10 protein-coding genes and 2 pseudogenes are annotated in these 19,560 nt (G+C 57.1%); 11 read left to right on the top strand and 1 reads right to left on the bottom strand.

Annotated features, from left to right (window positions below):
• The first annotated feature begins 107 nt into the window (after positions 1-107).
• From E2A64_RS15225 to E2A64_RS15210, 4 genes are read left to right on the top strand one after another with little or no spacing between them, the layout of a single operon-like run.
• Positions 108-2,837, top strand: coding sequence for a class I SAM-dependent DNA methyltransferase (locus tag E2A64_RS15225; protein ID WP_133285348.1), 2,730 nt, complete (start codon positions 108-110; stop codon positions 2,835-2,837).
• Entirely contained in the window at positions 2,837-4,543 is a 1,707-nt protein-coding gene (locus tag E2A64_RS15220) for a DUF262 domain-containing protein (RefSeq protein WP_133285347.1), read from the top strand. Before E2A64_RS15225 ends, E2A64_RS15220 begins: the two co-directional genes overlap by 1 nt.
• The gene (locus E2A64_RS15215) at positions 4,540-6,600 is read left to right on the top strand and encodes a DEAD/DEAH box helicase (RefSeq protein ID WP_133285346.1); all 2,061 of its coding nucleotides are present in this window, start codon (positions 4,540-4,542) and stop codon (positions 6,598-6,600) included. The genes E2A64_RS15220 and E2A64_RS15215 overlap by 4 nt, the downstream gene beginning before the upstream one ends.
• A complete protein-coding gene (locus E2A64_RS15210) occupies positions 6,593-7,777 on the top strand; it encodes a GIY-YIG nuclease family protein (protein ID WP_133285345.1) in 1,185 nt (394 codons plus the stop codon). The genes E2A64_RS15215 and E2A64_RS15210 overlap by 8 nt, the downstream gene beginning before the upstream one ends.
• Before the next feature lie 174 nt (positions 7,778-7,951).
• Here the strand turns inward: E2A64_RS15210 and E2A64_RS15205 are convergent.
• Positions 7,952-8,393: pseudogene (locus tag E2A64_RS15205) on the bottom strand (IS3 family transposase); the annotation flags it as partial.
• A 312-nt stretch (positions 8,394-8,705) separates the two neighbouring features.
• Between E2A64_RS15205 and zorA the strand changes: the two are divergent.
• From zorA to E2A64_RS15170, 7 genes and pseudogenes are all read left to right on the top strand, one after another.
• Entirely contained in the window at positions 8,706-10,868 is a 2,163-nt protein-coding gene (gene zorA, locus E2A64_RS15200) for an anti-phage ZorAB system protein ZorA (RefSeq protein ID WP_133285344.1), read from the top strand.
• 7 nt (positions 10,869-10,875) lie between these two features.
• Entirely contained in the window at positions 10,876-11,784 is a 909-nt protein-coding gene (locus tag E2A64_RS15195; protein WP_133285343.1) for an OmpA family protein, read from the top strand.
• Between the two features lie 122 nt (positions 11,785-11,906).
• Positions 11,907-13,202 (top strand): EH signature domain-containing protein, encoded by a 1,296-nt coding sequence (locus E2A64_RS15190; RefSeq protein ID WP_158285776.1) that lies wholly within the window; start codon positions 11,907-11,909, stop codon positions 13,200-13,202.
• 8 nt (positions 13,203-13,210) lie between these two features.
• Positions 13,211-16,180, top strand: a complete 2,970-nt coding sequence (locus E2A64_RS15185) for a DEAD/DEAH box helicase (RefSeq protein ID WP_133285341.1) — start codon at positions 13,211-13,213, stop codon at positions 16,178-16,180.
• An 861-nt stretch (positions 16,181-17,041) separates the two neighbouring features.
• Positions 17,042-17,209 (top strand): annotated as a pseudogene (locus tag E2A64_RS18200) (helix-turn-helix domain-containing protein); the annotation flags it as partial.
• A gap of 14 nt (positions 17,210-17,223) precedes the next feature.
• Positions 17,224-18,204, top strand: coding sequence for a tyrosine-type recombinase/integrase (locus E2A64_RS15175; RefSeq protein ID WP_133285340.1), 981 nt, complete (start codon positions 17,224-17,226; stop codon positions 18,202-18,204).
• Positions 18,205-18,307: 103 nt separating this feature from the next.
• A complete protein-coding gene (locus E2A64_RS15170; RefSeq protein ID WP_133285339.1) occupies positions 18,308-19,330 on the top strand; it encodes a nucleotidyltransferase family protein in 1,023 nt (340 codons plus the stop codon).
• Positions 19,331-19,560 lie beyond the last annotated feature (230 nt).

The raw sequence follows: 19,560 nt of genomic DNA, 5'->3' as shown, positions 1-19,560 counted from the left end.
ACGGCCGATCCTCGAGTCAAAGAGAACGTATCCTGTGCCACTTTTCATTTAAGCGCGCAGCCGATATTCGGTTCGAGTGTGGTTCGCGAAAGTAAGGGAGGCTGGGAATGAACGCTGTCGAGATCGAAGAAGCCGTATCCGATCTCTCCCAAGAGCCGTTCGACGCCGCCGAGTTTCCTTTCAGCTTCCTGGCCGCCTTCGGAAATAAGGAGGCAACCATAAAGCGCCTCCGGTCCGGCAATACCAACAAGTCCGACGTCGGCGGCGTCCTCCAGCGCAACAATATTCATATCGCCGTGGCGGAACCTGGTCAGACAGTCGAAACACTTGCTCGCCTCAAAGCCAGCCCGCAAACGGAACGCCAGAAGGCCAAGTTCATCCTTGCAACCGATGGCGCTCAGCTCGAGGCCGAGGAGCTCGGCTCCGGCGAGGTCCTGTCTTGCCGCTACGGGGATCTCGGAAACAATTTCGGCTTTTTCCTGCCACTAGCCGGGATATCAACCGTCGCCGAGGTCAAGAACAACCCGATCGATATCAAGGCGACCTCTCGCCTCAATCGCCTCTACGTCCAGCTTTTGAAGGACAACGCCGACTGGGGCAGCCCCGACAAGCGTGGTGACCTGAACCGCTTCATGGCGCGCATGATTTTCTGCTTCTTCGCCGAGGACACGGGCATCTTCCAAGGCGACGACCTCTTCACTTCTACGGTTCAAACGATGACCGAGGCTGATGGCTCGAACACCAGAGACGTTCTTCTGCGGCTCTTCGACGCCATGAACACGCGGGCGCCAGATGGCGCAGCCCGCCCGGGCTTCCCCTCCTGGGCCGACAGGTTCCCCTATGTGAATGGCGGCCTCTTCGCCGATGACATCGGCTGCCCCACCTTCTCGCGCACGTCCCGTGCCTATCTGCTGCGCGCAGGTGAACTCGACTGGAAGACCATCAATCCGGACATCTTCGGGTCCATGATTCAAGCCGTCGCTGACGAGGACGAGCGTGGCGAGCTGGGAATGCACTATACCTCGGTGCCGAATATCCAGAAGGTGCTGGACCCGCTTTTCCTCGACGATCTGCGTGAGCAACTCGAGCAGGCTGGCACCAACAAGCGCATGCTCTTCAACCTGCGCCAGCGCCTGTCGCGCATCCGGGTGTTCGATCCGGCCTGCGGGTCGGGGAATTTCCTCGTCATCGCCTACATTCGCATGCGCGAGATCGAGGATGAGATCATGCGCCGCCGGGGCGAGGCACTGACACGCTCGGCCATCTCCCTTACCCAGTTCTTCGGGATCGAGATCAAGAGCTTCGCGGCCGAGATCGCGCGTCTCTCGCTGCTGATCGCCGAGTTCCAGTGCGACGTGCGCTTTATCGGCCAGGCCGAGGCCCGCGCGCTGGTCCTGCCGCTTCATGCGACTGGGAACATCCGGCAGGGCAATGCGCTAAGGATCGACTGGGAGGAGGTCTGTCCGCCGGCGACGGTCTCGGCCGAGGAACGGGATCTGGGCGGGCCGACGGGGCGACTGAACTTGGAGGGCGGGAGCGAAGAGCGGGAGATCTATATTTGTGGGAACCCGCCTTACCAAGGCAGTGTGAATCAAAGCCAAGCGCAAAAAGCTGATATGGAGAGTATCTTTAAGAAATATCTTAAGACTTACAAAGATCTAGACTATGTTTCTTCGTGGTTTGTGCGGGCGGCAGAATACCTTAAAGGGCGATCTGGGGTAGCCGCCTTCGTTTCCACAAACTCAATATGCCAAGGTGAGCAAGTGGCAATGCTTTGGCCTATCCTTTTCAAACTAGGGTTAGAGATCGATTTCGCTCATACTTCTTTCTTGTGGAAGAACAATGCCTCAAACAATGCCGGCGTCACGTGTATCGTCGTCGGGATCGGCAACCTCACCCGTCAGAAACTTCTTTTTGAAGGCAGTGAAGTTCGGGCTGCACTGGGGATAACGCCTTATCTCACCATCGGCGAGCGAGTTATCGTCCGCAAGCAAACATCGCCGCTCTCACCGATTGCAAAGATGCAGTCAGGCAATAAACCGACAGACAACGGGAACTTTATTCTCGATGGCGAGGACAAGCGTTCTCTAGTTCGCTCTTTTCCCGAAACGGAACGGCTATTTCGACGGTTCGTGGGCTCACGCGAATTGACGCAAGGTGGAGATAGGTATTGCCTTTGGATTAAAGATAACGATCTCGCAGTTGCCTCGGCTAATCCGGAAATTGGTAACCGGATCAGCAACGTTCGAGCCTTCAGATTGGAGAGCCGAGGAAAACAAGCAAACGAAAACGCAGAGACCCCACATCGGTTTGTATTTTCCCCGCACACAGGAGGGAGTTGCATAGCCGTATCCAATGTATCGTCAGAAAGGCGGGAGTATTTACCGGCAAACTACTTTTCTGGCGACACTGTAGTTTCAAATCTTGCCTCAGTCGCATACGATGCGCCATTGTGGAATTTCTCAATTATAGTCTCCAAGTTGCATCTGGCTTGGATTGCGACCATTTGCGGCAAACTGAAAACGGACTATCGCTATTCCAACACCCTAGGGTGGAACACTTTCCCCGTCCCGAAGCTCACCGCGACCGACAAGGCCAGGCTCACCCGCTGCGCCGCGGACATCCTGCTCGCCCGCGAGGCGCATTTCCCCGCCACCATCGCCGAGCTCTACGACCCGGAGATGATGCCTACAGACCTCCGTGCCGCCCATGACTGCAACGACGAAACGCTCGAACGCATCTATATCGGCCGCCGCTTCCGCAACGACACGGAGCGTCTCGAAAAGCTGTTCGAAATGTATACGAAGATGACCACGAAGAAGGAGAGGGCAAACTGATGGAAGCGCGCAGCAAGACGGTCGAGCAATGGTTCTCCATGATCGAACAAGGGCAGATCGTGTTGCCGCGCTTTCAGCGCCACGAAGCCTGGCGACACGCCCAGATCATCGGATTGTTCGAGAACGTCTTCCGCAAGCCTTCCCTCCCAGTCGGCGTCTTGCTTGTGCTCGAAATCGGAAACGACGAGCCGTTCCACTCGCGTCCGATCGTCGGCGCGCCCGAACCGAAGGGCAGACCGTCCATGCACCTTCTTGACGGTCAGCAGCGTATGACCGCGCTTTGGCGCACGCTTTCGGATGACTACGAAGATTTGCAACTCTTCGTTTCGCTCGGGCCATCCGACGAAGAAGAGGATGCAAGTGCTGGAGTTACTCCGCCCGAGCTTCCGCGGATCGATCGCGAAAAGCGATGGTTTCGCAAGGACGTCCGGCAACCCGTCTGGTGCGACGATCCTGGACAAACTTTTGAACGCGATCTCATTCCAATCCGCTGCTTGCGGCCGGGCGCAGTCGGCGAACGAAATCTCGAGAGCTGGCTTGCGAAGGTCAAAGAAGCCGGGAAAGACCCGTCGCCACGCCTGGGACGCATATACGAGCTCCGTCAGAGGCTATCCAGCTACGTGATCCCCTTCCTCTCGCTCGGTGTCGAAACTAGCCGCGAGACGGCGCTGGACGTCTTCATCAAGATGAACACCTCGGCGTCTCCATTGAAGGATTTCGACATCGTCGTCGCGCAGCTCGAGGAGGCATCTGGGGAATCGCTTCATACCCTCGTGGAAGAGCTGATCGACGAGGTGCCGGCGGCGAGCGAATACGGCAAGATCGAGGATATCATTCTTTCTGTCGCTGCCTTGCTGGATGGGAAACCGCCGCTCAAGAAAACCTACTTGGAGAAGGATTTTGGCGAAGCTCTCGGTAGAAACTGGCCTCGCATTAAAAGCGGTTTTCGGCGCGGACTCTCGTTTCTGCGCAACGAGGCGATCATCAACGAGAAGTCACTGCCGAGCGATGTCGTGGTCTATCTTATTTGCGCACTCTGGGCGGATATCCCCGAACATGGCTTTGATGCCGAAGGAAATGCACGATCAATCTTGCGAAAGGTTCTGTGGCGCAGTTGCTTCACTGATCGCTACGGAAAGACGTCGGCCACCCGTTCTTACGCCGATTTTCGCACACTGAGAGAAATCCTGAACGGCGAGGCTGGCGACACACAATGCGAATTGTTCGATGAAACTTATTATCCGCTTCCCGAGCCAGGTGAATTGCTCCTGGCCGGTTGGCCCTCGCGAAAGGATCGATTGCCACGCGCAATCTTAGCCGCATCGCTTCGCGCCGGAGGATACGACTTCGCAGACGGCGCCCCGGCTCACCCGGACAATCTGGCGAAGCGCGAGTATCACCACATCTATCCGGTGGATGTGCTCGGAGGAGACAGGAGCGACGACCGGGTCAATCGCGCTCTCAACTGCGCGTTAATAAGTTGGAAGACGAACCGCAGGATTGCGGCACGAACACCGCGTGAATATGTGGAAAAGCGTGCCGAGGCCGCAAGCCTGGGCGAACCGGAAGTCAGGCAGCGTCTGGCTAGCCACCTCATACCATTCGATGAGCTCGTTGCGGGCGACTATGATGCGTTCCTGCAGAAGCGTGCCGAGATCGTCGCCGACCATTTGAGGCAACTCTGCGACGGAAGGATGCCGTCTTGACCGACCATGTCAAATCCGCGCCCTCCGTCAATGTCGCCTACGCCGCGACAGGCGCATCCAAGAAGTCGAACGAGCTCGGCATGCGCGCCATGCAGGAGCGCGCCTACAACATGCGAGGCGAACAATATCTCCTGATCAAATCGCCGCCGGCATCCGGCAAGTCGCGCGCCCTGATGTTCATCGCCCTCGACAAGATAGAGAACCAAGGCCTCAAACAGGCGCTCATCGTCGTGCCGGAGCGTTCTATCGGCGCTTCATTCAAGAATACGCCGCTTTCAAAATACGGTTTCTGGGCCGACTGGACCGTTGCTCCGCAATGGAACCTGTGCAATGCGCCAGGCGCTGACGATCCGAAGGTTGCCAAGGGCAAGGTCGATGCCGTTCGGGCGTTTCTTGCGTCGGACGAAAAGGTTCTGGTCTGCACGCATGCGACATTCCGTTTTGCCGTTGATGAGCTCGGTATCGCGGCATTCGACGACCGCCTGATTGCCATCGACGAGTTTCATCATGTCAGTGCCAATCCGGACAATAAGCTCGGGTCGCATCTACGCGCTTTCATCGAACGGGACCGTATGCATATCGTTGCAATGACCGGTTCATATTTTCGCGGTGATGCAGAGGCGGTGCTGCTGCCGGAAGACGAGGAGAGGTTCGAAAAGGTGACCTACACCTACTACGAACAGCTCAACGGCTATGATTATCTGAAGTCGCTCGACATCGGCTATTACCTCTACTCGGGGCGCTACATCGATGCTGTCGCGGAAGTCCTCGACCCGGAAAAAAAAACGATCGTTCACATTCCCAATGTGAACGCGCGTGAGAGCCTGGGCGACAAGATCAAGGAGGCGGAGGACATCATGCAGACGCTCGGCACCTGGAAAGGTGCCGATGACGCAACCGGTTTTCAACTCGTGGAACGGCCGGATGGGCAGGTCTTGAAGATCGCGGACCTCGTCGATGACGACAGCGCTCGCCGCGACCGCGTCATCGGCGCACTGAAGGATCCAAAGCATGCCGATGACCGCGATCATGTTGATATCATTATCGCGCTTGGTATGGCGAAGGAGGGATTCGACTGGATTTGGTGCGAGCATGCGTTGACGATCGGATATCGCAGTTCGCTGACCGAAGTGGTGCAGATCATCGGTCGCGCCACACGCGACGCGCCGGGCAAGACAAATGCGCGGTTTACGAACCTGATCGCGGAACCTGACGCCTCGGAGGAAACGGTCAACGAAGCGGTCAACGACACCCTGAAGGCCATCGCCGCCAGCTTGCTCATGGAACAAGTGCTCGCGCCGAAATTCACATTCACGCCGAAATCGGCCGGCGCCAAAGATGGTTTTGAATATGGCGAGGGCGGCTACCAGGAAGGCAGCACGAATGTTGGCTTCAACGAAGCGACCGGTCAATTGCATTTCGAGATTGGCGGACTTGTCGAGCCGAAAAGCGCTGAGGCGAAGCGCATCTGTCAGGAAGATATCAACGAGGTGTTGACCGCCTTCGTGCAGGACCGAACCACAGTGGAGCGGGGTGTCTTTGACGAGGAGACGCCCGCTGAAGAACTCACACAGCTGCGAATGGGAAAGATCATCGCCGAGCGTTATCCCGACCTCTCGGATGAAGATCGCGAGGCCGTTCGGCAGCATGCAATCGCAGCGGTCGCTCTGACACAACAGGCGAAAGCGCACACGGCCGCACACGAGGCCGGAGAAGAGCCACCGTCCAACACTGCTTTTGTCGATGGCGCGCGTCGCTACGTGCTTGAAGTCCGGGAACTCGAAATCGACTTGATTGACAGCATCAATCCGTTTCAGACCGCCCGCTCAATCCTTTCGAAGGCCATGGACGAACCGACGTTGCGGCAAATAGCCGAGATCATCGCAAAGAAACGGATCAGCCTCACCTACGACGAAGCACGCGTTCTTGCCGAGCGCGCAGTGCGTTTTTACAAGGAGACGGGACGACGTCCTTCACTGACCTCGACCGACGCTTGGGAGCGCCAGATGGCCGAAGGTGTTGAATTCATACGACACAGGGCGGCCACGAATGGCTGAACGAAGCGATCTCGATATTCTTGCCGATCTCGATCTTGAGCCGCTGGAAGAGAGGAAGTCGGCAATCTCCTCCCGCGATGCACGTATCATTGCTGGCTTTGAGGACATCCAGAAGTTCGTCGAGCAACATGGGCGCCCACCGCAACATGGCGAAGGAAATGATATCTTCGAGCGCATATATGCAGTGCGCCTCGATAGACTGCGCTCACAACCGGACTGCGTGAAGCTTCTCGCCGATATGGATCACCAAGGACTTCTATCCGATACAGCGATCGTCGAGAATGAGCCGGCAGAGTTGGAAGACGCCGAAATTCTTGCTGCGCTTGGCATAGTGTCGGAAGCCGAGACCGACATCACAACGCTACGCTACGTTCGTTCGGCTGCAGAAATTCAGGCTGCTGAAGAAATTGCTGAACGAACCCGTTGCGAAAACTTTGAGGATTTCGAAGAGCTCTTCAAAGTGGTGAAATCGGACTTGGACAATGGTGAGCGTCAGACCCGGCGTTTCGAGCGTAAATCCGAAATCGAGCAGGGACGCTTCTTCATTCTCGACGGTGTCACGGCCTATGTCGCCGAAGAGGGCGAGGAATTCACCAATGCCTCAGGCAACCGCGACAAGCGGCTGCGCGTAATTTACGACAACGGCACCGAGAGCAATCTTCTGGCGCGATCATTGCAGAAGGCGCTGACGCAGGATCCGGCAGGCCGCCGGATCACCGAACCGGACGCAGGCCCTTTGTTCAACAAGGATGGGCAAATTGATGGGCGCGAAACCGGGACGATATACGTTCTCCGAAGCCTGTCAGAACGTCCTGAGATCGCGGAAATGCACAACGTTCTACACAAAATCGGCGTGACTGGCGGCGACGTCGAGAAGCGCATCGTCAATGCCGCGAAAGACCCGACCTTTCTGATGGCGCCGGTCGAGATTGTAGAGACCTTCAAGCTCTATGACATCAACCGCGTTGCGCTGGAAAACTTGCTGCATCGCTTTTTGGCGACCGCCCGCCTGAACGTCAAAATCACTGACCGTCTGGGGCTGAAGATTCAGCCGCGCGAGTGGTTCGTTGTGCCATTTGACGTAATTGTGGACATTGTCGACCGCATCAAGGATGGCACTCTTCACGAATATGTCTATCGGCCGGACGAAGCTCGCCTGGTGCGATCGGTTCAATAGAACTGCGGCACCGCGACATACACAACGCAACCGGCAGCCTTTGAACCCGCCGTGATGTTAGCCTTGCACGGCGATTGACCGGAGTGACGGCTGACAATCTTCCTCGGATCAACAATACTCAACCAGGGAATCCGCCTGTGCACTATGCGGTGGCAGTGAATTGCTCCGAGTTTCCTAGACGCCATCGGTGCTCATTTCCTGCTGTCTTTCGAACTGGATGGGCGACAGCATCCCGTTCCTCACGTGCCTGCGTTCCGGGTTGTAGAACATCTTGATATATTCGAATACATCCTGCCGGGCTTTGGCTCTGGTCTTGTAGGTCCTTCGCCGTATCCGCTCCCGCTTGAGCAGATTGAAGAAGCTCTCGGCAACCACGTTGTCATGACAGTTTCGGCGTCGGCTCATCCAGTGTTTCAAATTGCAAGCCCTTAGGAAGGAGTCGCAGTCCTGCTGGTGATTGGGAACCCTGATCCGAATTGACCAACACCCGGCTCGTCGGCCTCCGTCTCCATACCGTCATCAGCAATAAATGCAGCAATACGTCCGTTGTCTGACGGCTCTGCATCGACCAGCCCACGATACGCCGCGAATAGAGATCGATGACGACGGCCAGATAAGCGAGGCGTTCCAGTCCTAATTGACCTTCGAACGAATCTCACCGTTGAGCATTGTTTTTCCTTGCAAATCACTTCTCACGCGGAGAATAGGCGCCGCCTCCGGCGCCTACAATCGAAAATCACAAATCACTGGACAATCTGGGAAATACATCCAAGGATGACAACAACTTTAAGGTGGGGATCTTAGCGCGAAATCCTGATTGCCAAGGCATTGAAGATTAGCATATGCGCAAGAGCGCGAAGGGGTCGGGGCGGCCCAACGAGACGCGCTTTGACGGGATGCGCAGAAGACGGGGGGCTTTACAGTCGGCATGAAACAGGTGCGTTTGATAGTATGGAACCCGTTCGTCCGGGCGGGCCTTTTCTGGCTTTTGTTCCTGTTGATCATGGCCGGGCTGGACGCTGTGTCTACGCGGCTCGACACAGGGCTGATCTTCGACCGATTAGGACTCGGAATTGAGCTTCTCAAAGGCAGCTTTGCGGACGCAACGGCCGCGAAGGAAGCGCTCAACCGACTGAGCGAACTGGATTTCATCTTTTCACTGGCCTACGGCATCGGCGCCGTCGCCTTGGCATTCGCTGTCTGCTTCCTGCTCTTGCATGTCGCGACAATTCTTTTCACGCTCTGGTATCTCCGCCGCAAGATCGAACGCCTAGACGGGCTAGAGACCTTCGCTGCCGAGTATGACCGATCCATCTATGACTCCTTCAAGCGGAGCCGCCTCATAGGCAATGCCTGGCGGGAGTTTGACGAAACCCTGGTCAAGCCGGTTGGCGACGAACGCCAGATCATCCGAAACACGGTCCGCCCGCAGAGCTTCCTCAATATCGGCATGGCACGGGAGCGGCTCTTCGGCCTGAAAATGATGGCCGGCATACCCGGCTACTTCGTTGCGGTAGGACTTTTACTGACCTTCATCGGCATCGTGCTGGCACTCTACAAGGCCGGCGAGGCCTCCGGCGGCCAGGATGTCAACGTGATGCAGGCGGCGATGACGGAGCTCTTGCAGATCGCCTCGTTCAAGTTTGCCACGTCGATTGCCGGCCTCGGCGCCTCGCTGTTCCTGTCGATCGTGTTCAAGGCCTATCTGATCTGGATCGAGGGCAGCTTCAGCAAATTCTGTGAGGAGCTAGAGCTGAGGCTGAAATACGTGCCGCCGCAATCGCTTGCAATCGAGATGAACGAAGCGGCCAAGGAACAGCGCGACCAGCTCAAAGAAATCAACAGCGATAAGTTCTTTGCCCAGATGGGCGCCCAGCTCGAACCGCAGATACAGTCCGCGTTCACCACGGCCATGTCACCGATCAATACCAGCATTTCGGCAGCCCTCGACCGGATCTCGGAGACCAGCCAGTCCGGCGTGTCCGACATGCTCAACCAGTTCACCAACAGCGTTCAGGGCAGCGCCGGCACGGAACTGCGCGAACTGGCCGAAACGCTCAAGGCCATGCAGGTGACGCTGGCCGAGACGCAGAACGGCGTCAAAGGCAGTGGCGAGGATTTTGCCCGACGCATGAGCGAATCCGCCGAAAACCTGAACCGTTTGGTGAGCGAAGCAGCCAGCACTCTCGGCGCCGGCGCCGACCAGAACCGCGATCAGCTGACCGAAATCATGGCCGCCATGAAGGCCACCTTCGAAAACGCCAATACTCAGATCGAAACCCAGTTGGGCAATGCCGCCGGCGGCGCTTCGAGCCGCATCGAGGAAGCGATGGGCCGCGTTCTGGAGAAGCTGGAGGGGCAGGTCGGCAACGTGTCCAACAACTTGGCATCCTTCGACACAAAACTGCGCGAAGGTTTGACCCAGACCCAGGAAGAGATCCAGAAGGCGCAACAGAGTGCGGCCGAAACGGTGGCAAGCGTTGCGCAGTCGAGTGCGGAAGCCATACGCGAGGGTCTCGCCGAGGCGATTGCATCGATCCGCGCGGAAGTAGATCGTTTCGAAGGCGCCTTGAGCAAATCCGGCTCGGCCCTGACGTCGCAGGCAAGCGCCATTGGCGACGCAACCACGCAAACGCGCCTAGTCTCCGACGCCTTCGCCAAGACGGCCAACGATGTTCGCGTTGCCGCGGCGCCACTGATCCAGTCCGGGGAAAAGATCGCGAGCGCAACGACCGACTTAGAAAAGTCACTGAAGACCGCAGTCGAGTCCCTTTCCGCAAGCGAGCACGCATCCGGCGAGCTGGCGACCTCCATTCGGGGACAGGGCGAGCAGCTCATCGAAACCTGGCGTGAGTATGAAGAACGGTTCGTCCGAATCGATGAAGCCCTTGCGAAGGCAGTCGGCGATCTGGCCGTTGCTACGGAAAGCCAGGGAGACACGCTGAGCCGCTACGCGTCAGATATCGACAAGGGGCTGGCTCAAGCCGTGACGCAACTCTCGGCGACTTTGAATGACATCCAGGAATCTGTCGAGGAGTTCGGCGAGGCGGTCACGGATCTGAAGAGCGCGATGCGAACCGCAGCGGAATAGGTGATCCATGCTGGCCTTTGACGACAACACAGGACACGAAGCCGAAGAGGCCGAGGAAAACTATTTCGTCTCCATGACCGACATGATGGTCGGCATCCTTTTCATCTTCATAATCATGCTGATGGTCTTTGCCCTGCAGTTCCAGGAGCAGACCGACACGTCCGAAACGCAGATCGAGGAGGTGCTGAAGCGTGTCGAGGAAGTGGCCAACCAACTCAAGATCTTGCGCGACGAAATCGACACCGAACTCGCCTCACTCGATCAGTCACAAAGGGAGCGGACGGAACTGCTCAACGATCTCAAGGATGAATTGAAGGAAGTGGGCCTTGAAGTGCAGATCGATCCCGAGAACGGCGTGCTGAGGCTCACGGACAACGCGATCCGCTTCGATTCGGACAGATCGAACCTGAACGCGGCCGCTGCTGCAAACGTGGCCAAGCTAGCGCAGGTCTTGCAGCGCGTTCTGCCCAGATATGTAAGCTCCTGTGATGAGCTGGAAGCACCGGAATGCGTCGGCGTCAACAAATCGACGTCAACAATCGATACTGTGTTCATTGAGGGCCATACAGACCTGACCGGGACAGATGAACGCAACTGGGCTCTCTCTACAGAGCGGGCAGTTTCGACATACCGCGAAATCACCACGGTTCAGCCGGGTCTTAGGCATCTGAAGAACCGAGGTGAAAAGGAAATCCTCTCCGTATCCGGCTATTCGTCAACTCGACCTATCCCCGCACCAGCAGGCGAAGCCGAGACCGATGACGTGCGGGGCGATCGCCTCGCCGGCAATCGCCGCATCGACATGCGTTTTGTCATGGAGGTCGACAACTCGGTCCGCCTGAATGAAGTCCTTAAGTTGACCGGCGCCATGGAGGAGCAAATCGAGATTCTTCGCAGCGAGGTCATCCCCAGATGACTGGCGTCCTACGACAGGCATGCCAAGACTCCAGCGCGCGCTTCTCCGGCGCACGCGCAGCCACAGTGCTTCCCGCGCAACCGCTAACCGCAAGGGCGGCTGCAAAGATCGGCGCGAGCGAAATGAACATCGCTGAACGTGTAGATGCGGTCTCCATGAATCAGATTGCGATGGACCTACTCAAACTGCTCCATTCCGGAGTCTCGCTGACCAGCAAGCAGCTCCGGGATGCTATATGGTGCTTGTGGGGAACAACGCCAGCACTGGCAGACCATCCGGAAGCCTTTGACGCGATCATGAACATGATCCGCTCGAGCACCAAGCGGAACCCATTTCGCAATCTAGCGGCTGTCTACCTGGTCCAGTTCTCGCCGCGACAACCAGGCTTTGTCGAAGCAAGTTCCGTCCTCCAGAACTTGGCCGTCAGATGGGGTGAGCCGTGGTCCGGCTATCAGCAGGACTACAATCTTTATGATTGTATCGAGGGCCCTCGGATGATTGCCGGAGCGGCGCTTCAACGGAACCAGTCGGCGACCCAGGCACTGCAGGCAGTTGGGCTGGGAGCACTGAATGCGCAGTCAGGCTTCGCCGAGGCGATCACGAGGGAGCTGCTCGTCGGGCTCGCCAACGGAGCGGAACCCGACCACGAGAGTAGGCTCAAGCGGGTCCAAGCCTATGCGCTGGACAGCCACGGCAAGCCGCTGTTCAACACTCTCGATCTTGAGATCGCCGAGGCGCTGATGAAGCCGTTCAACACCCGTCCCCCGGAAAAAAGCATCAAGGATCTCTTCCTCAATCTCATCCTCTCGATATTTGGCGACCCCCGCATTCGCCCGGTGAGGTGGGAGCGTTTCCCGACCATCAAGGCAATGGTGATAGCGTGGTTGACCGAGCAATCGCTCCGTCAATTCCTGGATATCGTAAGCAACTCGATGAGCAGCGAAGCGGACGAGAGAATGTGGAAATACCGACGAGCCTTTTGGGAGGCGGCGCACCACAAAGGACTCATCCGAGGCGCTTGGGTGGTGTTTGCGGAGGAAGGAGCGAAACTGGCACGACGGTCATTTGGAAAGAATTCAGGATTTGCCACGTTCAACAATCACGGCTCCCGTTATGTGCAGAAAACGCATGCCGTTTTGCTCTTAGAGGTCGGCAATGGGATTGTTGCGGACTGGAGTCACAGCGGAAAGGTGAACATCTGGAGCAATGCGCAGAACCGCACCGCCCCTAAAATGTATAAACTCTCCTACAGCTCTGATGACGTGCAGATAAGAAGCGGTAGCGGCGACATGGAAACCGGGGATTACCTGGTTAAATCCCATGTATCGCCAAGCACATACAGCTGGCAACGGGCAGTTGCCCAGCGGCTCTACCTGCTGACAAATATGCGCCTGCAGCAAACCGATTACCTCGCCTGAGAGATGATATGAACTTTTCCTGCACCCCCCTGCCCGACGGCGCCCGGATTGATCTTGAACAACGAGGGCTTCTGGGAAAGAAGCCCGTTCCATTCATCGAGTGGAAGGCAAAAGCCGGACACCTTGCTCCTGCGATACGCTTTATCGAGCACGCCTTGGCGGACGGCGACATCACCCGGGAAGGAAACGGCGTTCATGTTTCCTCTGACTGGATACTCTCTCTCCCAAGCCTGCAGTTGGAGGCTTTGAATATCCCTCCCCTTGCCGGATTGTCTGTCAACGTCTCGATGCGCGGGCGCATCGACGCCGATGACAGCATCCTCCAACTGGTTTGGCAGGATCAGAACCTGCGCGTGATCACACCGGAGATCATGGGACCTTTCATTCGCATCGCCGGAGATTGGCGTCGCCTGTCCCCGGCTCTTCATGAGATCAACATTGCCGCAAGAGCCTTCAATCAAAGCACAGGGAACAACTTTGAAACGCGCCTTCCGTTCTGGCAGGTAGTGCAGGAGATCCTTCAGCAGACGCTCGGTCACGAAATCCGGGCAGATCGGTTTGTTGAGACCTTGACCATCTATCAGGCAGGCGCCTTCGCGCTCGATGTTCGGGAAACTGCGCAGGGACCTGATTTCATACCGATACTGATGGCGAGCGGCTTACCGCCGGAGTTAGGGGAGGTCGATGACACGGCCGACGCTCCGGAGACGGACGGTGAGATTTCCCCTGAGTGGTCTGGAGATGGCAATCAGAAGAGCAATGACAGCGATGCGCTTCTCACACCGTTGCTTCAGTCACGGTTCACCGATGAAGTCTCGAACCGGCCGGGAACGGCCAAGCCGGCCTATGTGCTGGATCGAAACACCTACCTTCTCGTTGATCCGGCACTTCGCACCGCTCTAGATGTAGTGAAGCGTGTCCGCGGTTCGTCCGACGCCGAACGGAAAGCCTTTCTCAGAAATCCACGCACGCTCATCGCTGAATCCCTGGGAGACGAGGGGGATTCTATTGTCGCATCTCTCTTCGTCGAGACACAGCAATACTCGGATCGCATCGAAGGGCTTGGGCTATGGGAAAAACCCAAACTCCCCTGGATCACCCGGAAGTCGAATCAATGGCTTCCGGAACGGTTCACCGTCCAGATCGGGGCCAAAACTCTCGACGCAACACCAGAAAAGATCGAGGAACTTCATTTTCTCTGCGAGCAAGCGGAGTCGGATCTCGCGGACGACATCGCCTTCGACAACGAATTATTCGCAACTTCCGACGTCCGCAACATGCTGGATCGGCTAGAAGCTGAGGGTCCGGAGAAGAAAACCGACCGACCATCTGTCGAAAGCTCAGGACGCCCTGAGCGGGATCAGGATGTCCTTCAGATCAAGCAGAATATCGAAGAGCTCGACTATGCGTCGAACCTTGTCAAACGCGGCCATCTTGTGCCGCTCGAATTTCCGAAAGGCCAAATGAATCAAACGGTGCCGAAAGAGCACCAATTGCAGGGCTTCGAGTGGTTGTGCGAATGCTGGAAGCAAGGCTGGCCCGGCGTTCTGCTTGCGGACGACATGGGCCTGGGCAAGACTTTCCAGGCGCTCGCATTCCTTGCATGGATAAAGGCCAACCAGAGAGCTCGAAAAGGATACTACCGGCCATTGCAGGGTCCTATGTTGATCGTCGCCCCGACAGCGCTCCTGGACAACTGGAAGAAAGAGGCAGACATCCACCTCAAGCCAGACACGCTAGGCTCGCGTGTCGACGCGTTCGGACGCGATCTCAAGCATCTCAAAACCGCTAAACGAGCAGGCTGGACTGAAGAAGACGCGCTCGATGTCGAGCAGCTTCGGCATTCGGACTGGATCCTCACGACTTACGAAACTCTTGCTCTGTATCATCGGAGCTTTGCCAGGGTTGCCTACTCGGTCGCGATTTTCGACGAAATGCAGAAGGTCAAATCCCCTGATTCAATCAACAGCCATGCCGCCCGAACGATGAACATCGACTTCGTCCTTGGCATGACGGGCACACCGATCGAAAACCGCCTTGAAGATTTGTGGTGTTTGATGGATCGCATCGCACCAGGCTATCTCGGAGATCTGAAAACATTCTCGAAGACTTACGGGGAGGAAGAGCCGGGAGCTCTCAAGGAGCTCAAGTCCAAGATGGACCATCCGCAAGGCGAGGCGCCGGCAATCATGCTGCGGCGAATGAAGGATGACGTCGCAAAGGACTTGCCCCGAAAAGATATTCGCACCTATCAGGTCAAAATGCCTGGGGTGCAGGCTACAGCGTATGAGGAGGCCGTAGCGGCAGCCAAGGCCGCGAAAGCTTCTCCCAAATCCATGCTAGAAACGCTTCACCTGCTTCGCGGCATATCGCTTCACCCGCTACGATCATCGGAAATGAATGCATATGATTCCGCATGGCGCCAAAACTGGATAAACGGCTCGGCGCGCGTCCAAAAGACGTTTTCAATCCTGGAGGACATTCGAAGCCGCGGCGAGAAAGCGTTGGTCTTCCTCGAAGATCGAGCGATGCAGAAGATCTTTGCTGCTTGTGTTGCCGAGCATTTCCTTCTTCGCGCCCGGCCGCCCATAATCAATGGAGAAATGTCGGGGCGCCAGCGGCTGCAGACGGTGGATGGGTTCCAGGCAGGACCAACGGGTTTCGACCTGCTCATCCTGTCGCCAAAGGCCGCCGGCATCGGCCTCACAATTACCGCGGCAAACCATGTCGTCCATTTGAGCCGCTGGTGGAACCCGGCTGTAGAGGATCAATGCAACGACCGAGCCTTCCGAATCGGACAGACCAAGGACGTGACAATCCACTTGCCTATGGCAATCCACCCCACCTATGGCCAGGCGTCGTTCGACAACAAGTTACATTCCCTGCTGGAACGAAAACGTTCTCTGTCACGCGACATGCTCGCTCCGCCCACATCGACAGGCGACATCGATGATTTGTTCGCCGAAACGGTCAGATAGGATTTTCCATTAGGCCAATAAAGAGAGGCCTAAACGTCGCCCGATGCACCAGCCAAAGCGAAGTCCTAGACAAAATCCACATATGCCTAGGGGATGCCTTCTGGCGCCACCGAGCTTCCAATCCATATCTACCGCTCCTCATGGGAGGCTCGGAAGTTGACATTACGTCAAGTTCGCAGATGAAAACGTAAAGTTTTCGGGTCTGAAATGTCGGATTTCTTGACGGAAAAGTCGCGCGGTTCTTATTGCCGATAAGACAAACTTGACGCAAACCTTACCGAAACTTGACGCCAAACTCTGTAATTCGTCTTTTTAGGCTGGAGGTAAAGGTCTGATTGTCAAACATCGTGGTCGGGCTGAGCACCCGTGGAGTGAGGGAGGACCAACACGCATTACATCTCGCAGATTGCGGATGATATGTATCTGGCGCGCCATCCATTCCGACAATCCGCTCATCTCGAAAGAGAAGGAAAAGCCTGTCCGGCAAAGACTCCTATAGTTATGGCGATAAGGACTGAACTGTTCCTGGAAAGCACCTTCGGCTGCTCGATAGACGTTGGTCTCACAGACGAGACCACGCCAGTAAGCTCGCCCTAACAGCCCACTGCCGGCGCAAGAGCGAACGAGGACCTCATACAGCTGCCCAGGCGCAAACCTTGCTGCCGAGCTAGCCTTCGATGACCACGCTCTCACCGGCGAGGAAAACTGCTACCGCTCCCTGACAGGCAACCTCCTTAAAAAAATTTTGGGAATTTCTGCATCCCCTCCGAGCGATTGCTATATACAAAATTATCGACGAACTCAGTTGTAATCCAACAGCTTAGCCCGCCCGAGTTCTCTCTGGCGGCAGAGGAGGCTTTTGTGCAAGACCCAGGCAAACCTCAGGTTTCAAGCGAGCCTGAAATCTACACACCAGCATCGCTGGCCGAACGCTGGCAATGCTCAGAACGGCATGTCCGCAACCTTCTCACGAGCGGCGAGCTGGATGGTTTTCGCATTGGCACACCCTGGCGAATTCACCGAAGAACGATCGAGGCATATGAATGCGCGAATGGAAGTTGCAGCAGTATCGAGGCAGCTACTGCATCGTCTGGAACGACGACGGTGGACGTCGACGCTACACTCTCGGAACCGCCGATCATCGTGAAGCCGAGGCCCGCGCTCCGGCGTTCTTCGCAGAGCTTACACGCCCGCGCGGGGAGACCGTCAGAGAGCTGTGGCAAGCCTATCTCTCCGACATGAGCGGACGTGCGGTGACAGAGACCATGAAGTTTACCTGGCGAGCGGTCGAACCCGTATTCGGAACTCTGGATGGCACTGCCGTTACCATCGCTCACTGTCGCGCACATACCGAAGCGAGGCGGGCGGCCGGCATCGGTGACGGGACCATTCACACCGAACTCGGACATCTGCGTATGGTGCTTCTATGGGCGGAGAAGCGAGGTCTTGTCTCCAAGGCGCCGCACATCGAACGTCCGCCGAAGCCCGCCCCCAAGGATGCCTGGCTTACCCGAGAGGAGGCGAACAGCCTGATCAACGCCGCCAAGACGCCGCACATCAAGCTTGCGATCCGGCTGATGCTCGGAACCGCAGCTCGAAACGCCGCCGCTCTCGAGCTGACTTGGGACAGGGTTGATTTCTACCGGAGCACCTTGTCCCTGCGGGATCCTAAAGATCTTACACGGCGCAAGGGTCGGGCAACGGTCCCGCTTTCGGACGGCTTGAAGGCGGCGCTGGTGGAAGCAAAGGCCGGTGCACTCACGAACCATGTCATCGAATGGGCAGGTGCACCGGTCAAATCGATCAAGCGCGGTCTCAAGGCCGCCGGAACTGCGATTGGCAGGCCAGATGTGTCACCTCACATGCTGCGACATTCGGCGGCCGTCTGGTTGGCCGAGGACGGACATTCAATGGAAGAGATCGCCCAGTTTCTGGGACACAAGAATTCTCGTATGACCGCCAACGTCTACGCCCGGTTCTCGCCCACTCACTTGCGAAAGCTCGCCAATTCGCTCGAAATCTAGTCCCCATGCGATCTGTGTGCAGCAAATAATAGTTTGCTGCACACTTGTCATTGTGTGCAGCAAAAGATAAAACGCTGCACACAGTGACAGGAATTACAGCGATATGACTATCGTTTCTCACAGCCGTCCGGCCATCGTCGCCTACCAAGATCTGCTGCGACTGCACCTTGATGAGAGTGCTGCCCGCCTGATAGGGGCGATAGAAGAGCGGAAGCGCAATGGGCGCGTTTATCTTTACGAGAAGTTTCGCATCGGCACCGAAATGGTCAGCCGCTATCTCGGCGAGGACAAGCCAGACCTGCGCGCCCGTCTCGAGCGTGCAGAAGAGTTGAAGGCCGAAGCCGAGGACCGTCGAAAGCGGATGACCCGGCTGACACGAACGCTCCGAGCGGAAGGTTTCATCGCCGCTGACCGAGAGACGGGCTCCTTGCTTCTCGCTTTCTCTAGAGCCGGCGTGTTCCGGCTCGGCGGCACCTTGGTCGGCACGAGCGCCTACAGCCTCTACCAAGGGGAACTCGGCCTACGCATGGACTACGAGGAACTCGCTCAGACGGGAGACGTTGATTTCGCGAGCTTCGAAAGGCTGTCGGTCGCTCTCGAGGACAAAGTGGAGGAAAGCCCCCACGACATCCTCACCTCTCTCAAATTCGATCCGGTCCCTGGCGTCAACGACCGCCAGGTGTGGAAATGGCGCCAGAGCAGTTCAGAGGCGATGGTCGAATTCCTGACACCAGCCTTCGGTGACGAGATCGTCAAGCCGCTGCCGGCTCTGGGTGTAAGCGCCCAGGCACTAAACTATCTGAACTTCCTGATCGCCGATCCCATTCCCGCGGTCGCGCTCTATCGTTCCGGCGTTCTGGTTCAGATCCCACGTCCCGAACGCTTTGCGATCCACAAGCTGATTGTCGCCGACCGACGAAAGGGCGGACCGGATCAGCTCAAGGCTCGCAAGGACCGTGCCCAGGCCAAACTGCTCATCGCCGTCCTCGCAGAAGACCGCCCTGACGAACTCGTCGACGCATACGAGGATGCCATGTCGCGAGGCCCTCGCTGGCGGGAGCGGATCGAGGCAAGCCTCAAGCGCATGCCGGAGACGGCAGAGCAAATTTCGAAATTGACAGGATGACGTCCAGTCGGGTCAGGTCGTTGACGATCCAGGCTTCGGCCGACGCTACCGACAGCTCAGCAGAAATGCACTGCATACGTAGTGCCCCTAAGGTTCACTGAACCTCATTCTGCGAACGAATGCGCAACATCGTGCCGAAAACGGTGAAAAGTGCCGTTATATGTAGTTCCCCTTTCCCGGTATTCCGGGGTTTCCGGCACAGGCGCGATGTTGACATCGTAGGGGTCACA

Origin of the sequence: Pseudohoeflea suaedae, assembly GCF_004354915.1 — a bacterium.
GTDB lineage: Bacteria > Pseudomonadota > Alphaproteobacteria > Rhizobiales > Rhizobiaceae > Pseudohoeflea > Pseudohoeflea suaedae.
Note: the sequence above shows the minus strand (reverse complement) of the source record. Positions and strands in the feature narration are given on the sequence as shown.

Coding starts and splice junctions, on each gene's coding strand:
- E2A64_RS15225 (WP_133285348.1), top strand. CDS start 108: ATGAACGCTGTCGAGATCGAAGAAGCCGTATCCGATCTCTCCCAAGAG.
- E2A64_RS15220 (WP_133285347.1), top strand. CDS start 2,837: ATGGAAGCGCGCAGCAAGACGGTCGAGCAATGGTTCTCCATGATCGAA.
- E2A64_RS15210 (WP_133285345.1), top strand. CDS start 6,593: ATGGCTGAACGAAGCGATCTCGATATTCTTGCCGATCTCGATCTTGAG.
- zorA (WP_133285344.1), top strand. CDS start 8,706: ATGAAACAGGTGCGTTTGATAGTATGGAACCCGTTCGTCCGGGCGGGC.
- E2A64_RS15195 (WP_133285343.1), top strand. CDS start 10,876: ATGCTGGCCTTTGACGACAACACAGGACACGAAGCCGAAGAGGCCGAG.
- E2A64_RS15190 (WP_158285776.1), top strand. CDS start 11,907: ATGAACATCGCTGAACGTGTAGATGCGGTCTCCATGAATCAGATTGCG.
- E2A64_RS15185 (WP_133285341.1), top strand. CDS start 13,211: ATGAACTTTTCCTGCACCCCCCTGCCCGACGGCGCCCGGATTGATCTT.
- E2A64_RS15175 (WP_133285340.1), top strand. CDS start 17,224: ATGCGCGAATGGAAGTTGCAGCAGTATCGAGGCAGCTACTGCATCGTC.
- E2A64_RS15170 (WP_133285339.1), top strand. CDS start 18,308: ATGACTATCGTTTCTCACAGCCGTCCGGCCATCGTCGCCTACCAAGAT.